The sequence below is a fragment of the Arthrobacter sp. 35/47 genome, assembly GCF_000520475.1.
GTDB lineage: Bacteria > Actinomycetota > Actinomycetes > Actinomycetales > Micrococcaceae > Arthrobacter_D > Arthrobacter_D subterraneus.
Map to the genome: position 1 here is coordinate 182,239 of NZ_KI914581.1, position 7,786 is coordinate 190,024.

Consider the following 7,786-nt stretch of genomic DNA (forward strand, 5'->3'; position numbering starts at 1 on the left):
GCCCGCGAGGGTTGGCGCAGATGGCCCAGCCGGTCTCGGTCTGCCACCAGTGGTCCACTACCGGCACCCCCAGCACCCGCCGCGCCCAGTGGAAGGTGTCGGTATCCAGGCGCTCGCCGGCCGCGAACAGGGTGCGCAGGCTGGACGTGTTGTGCCGTTCCAGCAGATCGGCCTCCGGGTCCGCCTTTCGAATGGCACGCAGGGCAGTGGGCGCGGTGAAAAGCACGTTCACCTGGTGGTCCTCGATGACCCTCCAGAACGCTCCGGCGTCGGGCGTGCCGACCGGCTTTCCTTCGTACATCACCGTAGTGGCGCCCGCCAGCAACGGGCCATAGACGATGTATGAGTGTCCCACCACCCAGCCGACGTCGGAGGCTGTCCACATGACGTCACCGGGACCGACGTCGTAAATATTCTCCATGGTCCATCTGAGGGCGACGGCATGGCCGCCGTTGTCCCGCACCACCCCTTTTGGTGTTCCGGTGGTGCCGGAGGTGTAGAGGATGTACAGGGGATCCGTGGCCTTGACGTCGACGGGTGCGGCAGGCACCGCGGTGCTCATCTCGGCGTCCCAGTCCAGCCATCCCGCGTGGTCCGCCACGGTGGCGGCGAAGCCATCGCGGGCCTTGACCAGGACGGGCACATCTTCGGCGCCGGCCAGGGTGAGGGCTTCGCCGACAGCGGGCAGGTACTCGATCCGGCGCGAGGGCTCGACGCCGCCGGAGGCCGTGACCACTGCCGTGGGCGCGGCGTCGCGGATGCGGGCTGCCAGCTCCCTGGGGGCGAAGCCACCGAAGACGACGGAGTGCACAGCTCCCAGCCGGGCAGTCGCCAGCATGGCGATCGCGGCTTCGGGGATCATCGGCATGTAGATGACCACGCGGTCGCCGGTACCTACGCCGTGGCTGCGCAGCACACCGGCGAACCGGGCCACGAGATCCGTCAGTTCCGAATAGGAGTAACGCCGTTGGATGCCCAGCATGGCGGAGTCATAGATCAGGGCCTCCTGGTCCCCGCGGCCAGCCTCCACATATCGGTCCAGGGCGTTATAGGAAGTGTTGAGGACGCCGTCGGGAAACCATCCGTACAGCGGTGCACGGCTGGAGTCGATGGCGTGGTGCGGCGGGGTCGACCAGGAAACGTTCGCGGCGGCATCCAGCCAGAATTCCGCCGGCTTTTCCAGGCTGTGCGCGTAGCTGTCCCGGTAATTGCTCATGACCATGAATTCCATCCCGTCGATGATGTGATGCGGCTCATGCTAGCCGGGCTGGGGTGAAAGGCACAAGGATTTTGTATACACAGGACGATTATTTCATGCGGTTTAGTCGGATTACTGGCCCCAATTGGCGGTTTCTGTATACACTGAGTGCAAATCAGTGAGGGAGGCAGGGATGCGCGCCAGCGAAAAGGCCTACGAGGCCCTCCGCGAGGACATCATCGAGTGGCGCCTGCTCCCGGGCGCCGTCCTCGGCGAAGTGGAGCAGTCCGAGCGCCTCGGCGTCTCACGGACGCCGCTCCGGGAGGCCCTGAGCCGGCTCACCGCTGAAGGACTGACGACGGCGGCGGGCGGCCGCGGCGTCGTCGTCACCGATATTTCGCTGGCCGACATCGACGAACTGTTCGAGCTCCGCGAAACACTGGAGTGCAAGGCAGCGGCGCTGGCTGCCCGGCGGGGCGATGCCGCACTCTTCGAACAGCTCCAGAAGGAACTGCTCGATGCACCCGGGCTGATCGGCGCGCACGATCCCGCCCGGCATGACTACTACGGGCTCGTCGGCAGGCTGGATACAGCCATCGACGCCGCGATCTCCAACTCCTATCTCGCCCAGGCTATGCGGAGCCTGCGCATCCACCTGGTGCGTGTGCGCCGGCTGGCGGCGGACGACGCCGAGCGGCTCACCGCAGCGGCCGGCGAGCACGCGGCGATTGCCGAGGCGATAGCGGCCCGCAACCCCCGCCTGGCGGAAGCCGCCACCACCCTGCACCTGCACCGAAGCCTTTCCCATCTCAAAGCCACCCATACAGCCCATTAGCCCCATACATCGCATCAGCAAGGAGCCCCCATGGTTAAGGAACATCACGTCCGCGTATACAAGAGCGAGGAAAACCTGCCGCGCGAGGACCAGCTGGCCCACAAGATAGCGCTGGTGGCGGCGGACCCGGTAGCCGTCACCGACGACGTCACCGAAATGGTGATCAACAGGATCATCGACAACGCCTCGGTAGCCATCGCCTCGCTGAACCGCGCACCCATCGTGGCCGCCCGTGCCCAGGCACTCACCCATGGGCCGTCGACCGGAGGCAAGGGGGCCAATGTCTTCGGTATCGGTGAGCGCGTCTCCCCGGAATGGGCGGCGTGGGCCAACGGCGTCGCTGTCCGGGAACTGGACTACCATGACACGTTCCTCGCGGCGGACTACTCCCACCCGGGGGACAACATCCCGCCGATCCTCGCCGTGGCGCAGCATGTCGGCTCCAACGGTGCGGACCTGATCCGGGGCATCGCCACCGGCTACGAGATCCAGGTCAACCTCGTCAAGGCGATCTGCCTGCACAAGCACAAGATCGATCACGTGGCACACCTCGGCCCTTCCGCGGCCGCCGGCATCGGGACCCTGCTCGGGCTCGACGTCGAAACCATCTTCCAGTCCGTCGGCCAGGCCCTGCACACCACCACGGCCACGCGGCAGTCCCGCAAGGGTGAAATCTCCACCTGGAAGGCCCACGCTCCCGCGTTCGCCGGCAAGATGGCCGTGGAGGCGGCGGACCGCTCCATGCGCGGGCAGACCTCCCCTGTCCCGATCTACGAGGGCGAAGACGGCTTCATCGCCTGGCTGCTCGATGGGCCGGACGCTTCCTACCTGGTTCCGCTGCCGACACCGGGCGAGGCCAAGCGGGCCATCCTGGATACCTACACCAAGGAACACTCGGCGGAGTACCAGGCGCAGGCCTGGATCGACCTCGCCCGGAAACTGAACCGGGAGCATCCCGAAGCCACCAGGCCGGACAACGTGAAGTCGGTGTTGATCAGGACCAGCCACCACACCCACTACGTCATCGGTTCCGGCGCGAACGATCCGCAGAAGTACAGCCCGACCGCCAGCCGGGAAACCCTGGACCACTCGATCCCCTACATCTTCACCGTTGCACTGCAGGACGGCGCCTGGCACCACGTTGATTCCTATGCACCGGAACGTGCATCCCGTCCCGACACCGTGGAACTGTGGCAGAAGGTCGCAACCGTGGAAGATCAGGAATGGACCCGCCGCTATCACTCCCTGGACATCAGTGAGAAAGCCTTCGGCGGCTCGGTGGAAATCACCCTCACCGACGGGACCGTCATCACCGACGAAATCGCCGTCGCCGACGCCCACCCCCTCGGCGCCCGGCCGTTCGCCCGTGAGCAGTACATCGACAAGTTCCGCACCCTCGCGGCCGGCCTCGTCGAAGAGGCCGAGATCGAGCGGTTCCTCGACGCCGCAGCCCGGCTCCCGCAGCTGGCCGCCGGTGAGCTGGACCAGCTCAACATCACTGCCGCCCCCGGAGTCATCGACTTCGCCGCAGCACCGAAAGGACTGTTCTAGACATGCTGTACTCGACGAAGACACCCGAACAGAAACGGCAACAGTTCCGGGAACTCCTGGCCTCCGGCACCATCCAGCAGTTCCCGGGAGCATTCAATCCGCTCTCGGCCCGGCTGATCGAGGAAAAAGGCTTTCCCGGGGTCTACATCTCAGGCGCGGTGCTCGCAAACGACCTCGGACTGCCGGACATCGGCCTGACCACACTGACCGAAGTGGCCACCCGTGCCGGGCAGATCGCGCGGATGACGGACCTGCCCGCCATCGTTGACGCGGACACGGGCTTCGGCGAGCCCATGAATGTTGCGCGAAGCGTCCAGGAACTGGAGAACGCCGGGCTGGCCGGCTGCCACATCGAGGACCAGTTCAATCCCAAGCGCTGCGGGCACCTGGACGGCAAGAACGTGGTGGATCTGGAGACCGCGACCAAGCGCATCCGGGCCGCGGCCGATGCACGGCGGGACCCCAATTTCCTGATCATGGCGCGCACCGATATCCGTGCCACGGAAGGACTGGAAGCGGCGCAGGACCGTGCCCGGGCCCTCGTGGAGGCCGGGGCGGACGCCATCTTTCCCGAGGCCATGAAAGACCTCTCCGAATTCCAGGCCATCCGCGACGCGGTGGACGTCCCCATCCTGGCCAACATGACCGAGTTCGGTCAGAGTGCGCTGTTCACTGTAGAGGAGCTGGCCGGCGTGGGTGTGAACATGGTCATTTATCCGGTGACGCTGCTCCGCAGTGCCATGGGCGCCGCTGAACGGACACTCGACGCGATCACTACCACCGGGAGCCAGGAGGCGGAGGTGGGGAATATGCTCACCCGTGCACGTCTGTATGACCTGGTGGACTATGAGGCCTACAACCGCTTCGATACGGGGGTCTTCAATTTCCAGGTCCCAGGAACCAACTAGTCCGCCCGGACGGAACACCCAGACAAGGAAGTCTTATGACCTCAGCAACCATTGAAATCCGCAAGGGCCTTGCCGGCGTTGTGGTGGACTCCACCGCCGTTTCCAAGGTCAACCCCGAGACCAACTCGCTGTTGTACCGGGGCTACCCGGTCCAGGATCTGGCCGCCAACTGCAGCTTCGAGCAGGTCGCCTATCTGCTCTGGAACGGAGAGCTCCCCAGCCCCGAAGAGCTCGCCGCATTTATCCAGCAGGAACGGGCCGGCCGCGCCCTGGAACCTGTGGTGAAACAGGTGGTGGACGCCCTCCCTATCACCGCCCATCCCATGGACGTCTGCCGCACGGCCGCCTCGGTCATGGGCGCCTGCCACCCTCTGGCCGGGGACTCGAGCCCGGAGGCCAATATGGCCAAAGCGCTGGATCTGTTCGCGGCGATGCCCGCCGTCGTGGCCTATGACCAGCGCCGCCGACGCACGGGACGCCCCACTGAACCGGTAGAGCCCCGGGCCGACCTCGGCTACTCCGCCAACTTCCTCTGGATGTCCTTCGGTGAGGAGGCCGCACCGGAGGTTGTCGAGGCGTTTGACGTATCGATGATTCTCTACGCGGAGCATTCCTTCAACGCCTCCACCTTTACCGGGCGGGTAGTGACGTCAACCCTGTCCGACCTTCATTCCGCTGTGACAGCAGCCATCGGCGCTCTCAAGGGCCCCCTGCACGGCGGTGCCAATGAAGCCGTCATGCACACGTTCGAGGAGATAGGTATCCGGTCCGGGGAATCCGGCGAGGAAGCAGCGGCACGGGCCAAGGCCTGGATGGAGGACGCCCTCGCCCACAAGAAGAAGATCATGGGCTTCGGCCACCGCGTGTACAAGAACGGCGACTCCCGCGTGCCCACCATGAAGGCAGCCCTGGACAAAATGATCGCCCACTACGGGCGGCCTGAACTGCTGGGTCTGTACAACGGACTGGAGCAGGCCATGGAGGAAGCGAAAGCCATTAAACCGAATCTCGACTACCCTGCCGGGCCCACGTACCACCTCATGGGCTTCGACACCGAGATGTTCACCCCGCTCTTTGTCGCCAGCCGCATTACCGGGTGGACCGCTCACATCATGGAGCAGGCCGCAGCGAACTCCCTGATCCGCCCCTTGAGCGCCTACAACGGTGTGGAGCAGCGGTCCCTCTAGGTTGGTTTCCACGAAAGGTTATGGAATGACCAGGATGTTGATTATCGGACCACCGGGTTCGGGCAAAGGCACGCAGGCAGAACGCATTTCGGAGCGCCTGGGGATTGTGGCAATCTCCACCGGTGACATGTTTCGTGCCAACGTGAAGAGTGGGACGCCGCTGGGTGTCGAAGCCGGGAAGTACCTGGACGCGGGGCATTTCGTTCCGGACAGCGTGACCAACGGGATGGTCCGGGACAGGCTCAGCGAGACCGACGTGGAGCAAGGCTTCCTCCTGGACGGGTACCCGCGCACCATCGAACAGGTTGACTATCTGGACGGGATTCTGGCCGACGGCGGCCACACGCTGGACGTCGTCCTGCAACTCACAGCCGATGACGAGGAACTCGTGGCCCGCCTGCTGGGCCGTGCAAGGGAATCCGGTCGCAGTGACGACACCGAGGATGTCATCCGCCACCGCCTGGATCTCTACTCCGGACAAACCGGCGAGGTGGTGGCCCGCTACGCCGAACGCGGCATCCGGACGCTGGTAGACGGCATCGGCCCGGTAGACGAGGTCACCGAACGCGCTATGCAGTCCATCAGGGAGACCCCGGCGGCCTGAACCGGCCGGAAGCTGACCCCCGGCTGCCTATGAGGGCGCAACGACCGCGTCCTCATAGGCAGCGACGACGGCGTTTCTCACCGCATCCACGGTGACACCGGGCACCAGATCCTCGGCGGCTCCCGCCGTCGCCGGTTCCCATGGCAGCTCAAGGGCGGCATAGGTTGCCTCGAGGACGCGCCGGATGGGCGCGGAGCGCTCCACCACTACCACCGAGGAGAAGAGCCACCCGCCGGAGACAACCCGCTGCGCGGTCCCGACGAGTTTCACTGAGTGTGTGCTGCCCACGCCGTGCACACTGAATTCTCCCGGGCAGTACTCGCCGGGAATCTCCCCCATCCGCGCATCCACGCCGACGCGGCGCAGCGCATCCGCCAGCAGTCCGCCCAGGATGCTGAAGCGCGCCCGTGAGCCCAGGACGGCGTCGTCATGGGGTTCTATGTGATCAACGATCAGACAGCCCTCATGGTAGGCCGCTGCCCGACCGCCGGCCTTGCGGATCAGCGGCTCGAAGCCCTGCTCACGGGCTGCCGCGGCTGCCGCCTTGAATCCGGGCAGGCGGGTGTCGCGCTGCCCGAAGGCAACTGTGGGCTGCGGACGGTAGATGCGGAGGATGGGATCGAGACCTCCGCGGGCAGCCTGGCGAAGCAGCGTGAGCCCCCGCTCCATGTCCGCCGCCGCGCCGGACGAGGACTCGTGCAGCACCTGCAGGCGCCGTTGGGACCACGGGTCAGTAACCACTGCGTTAGGCTCCTGTCCCATGATCTTCCTGCAGTTCGTCGTTGCCGCTGCAGCGTTCCTGATGTTCGATGCGGTCTGGCTGAAGTCGATGAGCGGGTTCTACCGCCGCCATCTCACCGAGCTCATGGCGCCGAAACCGGACTTCCGCTACGCCGCAGCCTTCTACCTCATTTATATCGCCGGGATCGTGTTCTTCGCACTTCAACCCGCACTGCAGGCCGGTTCGTGGCCGGCCGCGCTGGGGTACGGCGCGGCCCTCGGATTCTTCGGCTACGCAACCTATGACCTCACCAACGCGGCGACCCTCAAGAACTGGCCCGCCGTCGTCGTAGTGGTGGACCTGGCGTGGGGCACGGTACTGACCGGCCTGATCACCCTGGTGACCTGGCTGGTCTTCGCCTGACCGCCAGGAGCCTATCGGCCGCCGTCGATGTTGCGGCTCCGCTGCTCCACGCCCGGGGTCCCATACGGGTAGTCCGCGAGTTCGGGGGCGCTGACGTCGGAGAGCCGGGCGATCTCATCCTCGCTCAGCAGCAGTCCTGCCGCGCCGAGGTTATCGGCCAACTGTTCGGTGGTCCGCGCGCCCAGGATCACCGAGGTCACGGCAGGCTGCTGGGCAACCCACGCCAGCGCCACCTGGGACGCGCTCACCTGACGTGCTTCTGCGATCTCGAGCACGACGTCGATGATCGCCCAGGTGCGCTCCTGGGCGTTGCGCTTCTTCCACGCTTCCATGCCACGGTCCGGGTTCTCACCGAGGCG

General features: G+C 65.7%; 9 protein-coding genes. 6 read left to right on the forward strand and 3 right to left on the reverse strand.

The annotated features are described in order from the left end of the window. The coding region (locus X803_RS17005; RefSeq protein ID WP_035777393.1) for an AMP-binding protein at positions 1 to 1,222 on the reverse strand (1,222 nt) is incomplete at its 3' end. Positions 1,223 to 1,391: 169 nt separating this feature from the next. Between X803_RS17005 and X803_RS0101245 the strand changes: the two genes are divergently transcribed. From X803_RS0101245 to X803_RS0101265, 5 genes are read left to right on the forward strand one after another with little or no spacing between them, the layout of a single operon-like run. Next, positions 1,392 to 2,033 (forward strand): GntR family transcriptional regulator, encoded by a 642-nt coding sequence (locus X803_RS0101245; RefSeq protein ID WP_026543710.1) that lies wholly within the window; start codon positions 1,392 to 1,394, stop codon positions 2,031 to 2,033. A gap of 30 nt (positions 2,034 to 2,063) precedes the next feature. Beyond that, the gene (locus tag X803_RS0101250) at positions 2,064 to 3,584 is read left to right on the forward strand and encodes an MmgE/PrpD family protein (protein ID WP_026543711.1); all 1,521 of its coding nucleotides are present in this window, start codon (positions 2,064 to 2,066) and stop codon (positions 3,582 to 3,584) included. Positions 3,585 to 3,586: 2 nt separating this feature from the next. Beyond that, on the forward strand, positions 3,587 to 4,492 hold the full coding sequence (prpB, locus tag X803_RS0101255) for a methylisocitrate lyase (RefSeq protein ID WP_026543712.1): 906 nt from the start codon (positions 3,587 to 3,589) through the stop codon (positions 4,490 to 4,492). Between the two features lie 35 nt (positions 4,493 to 4,527). Then, a complete protein-coding gene (locus X803_RS0101260; RefSeq protein ID WP_026543713.1) occupies positions 4,528 to 5,679 on the forward strand; it encodes a bifunctional 2-methylcitrate synthase/citrate synthase in 1,152 nt (383 codons plus the stop codon). Positions 5,680 to 5,704: 25 nt separating this feature from the next. Then, positions 5,705 to 6,283 (forward strand): adenylate kinase, encoded by a 579-nt coding sequence (locus tag X803_RS0101265; RefSeq protein WP_026543714.1) that lies wholly within the window; start codon positions 5,705 to 5,707, stop codon positions 6,281 to 6,283. Positions 6,284 to 6,310: 27 nt separating this feature from the next. On the opposite strand, the gene X803_RS0101270 is transcribed toward X803_RS0101265, so the two are convergent. Beyond that, positions 6,311 to 7,045, reverse strand: a complete 735-nt coding sequence (locus X803_RS0101270) for a lipoate--protein ligase family protein (RefSeq protein WP_051470336.1) — start codon at positions 7,043 to 7,045, stop codon at positions 6,311 to 6,313. On the opposite strand from X803_RS0101270, the gene X803_RS0101275 reads away from it, so the two are divergent. Further along, positions 7,044 to 7,427 (forward strand): DUF2177 family protein, encoded by a 384-nt coding sequence (locus X803_RS0101275; protein ID WP_026543716.1) that lies wholly within the window; start codon positions 7,044 to 7,046, stop codon positions 7,425 to 7,427. The genes X803_RS0101270 and X803_RS0101275 overlap by 2 nt on opposite strands. 11 nt (positions 7,428 to 7,438) lie before the next feature. Here the strand turns inward: X803_RS0101275 and X803_RS17010 are convergent. Next, the coding region (locus tag X803_RS17010) for an aldo/keto reductase (RefSeq protein ID WP_035777395.1) at positions 7,439 to 7,786 on the reverse strand (348 nt) is incomplete at its 5' end.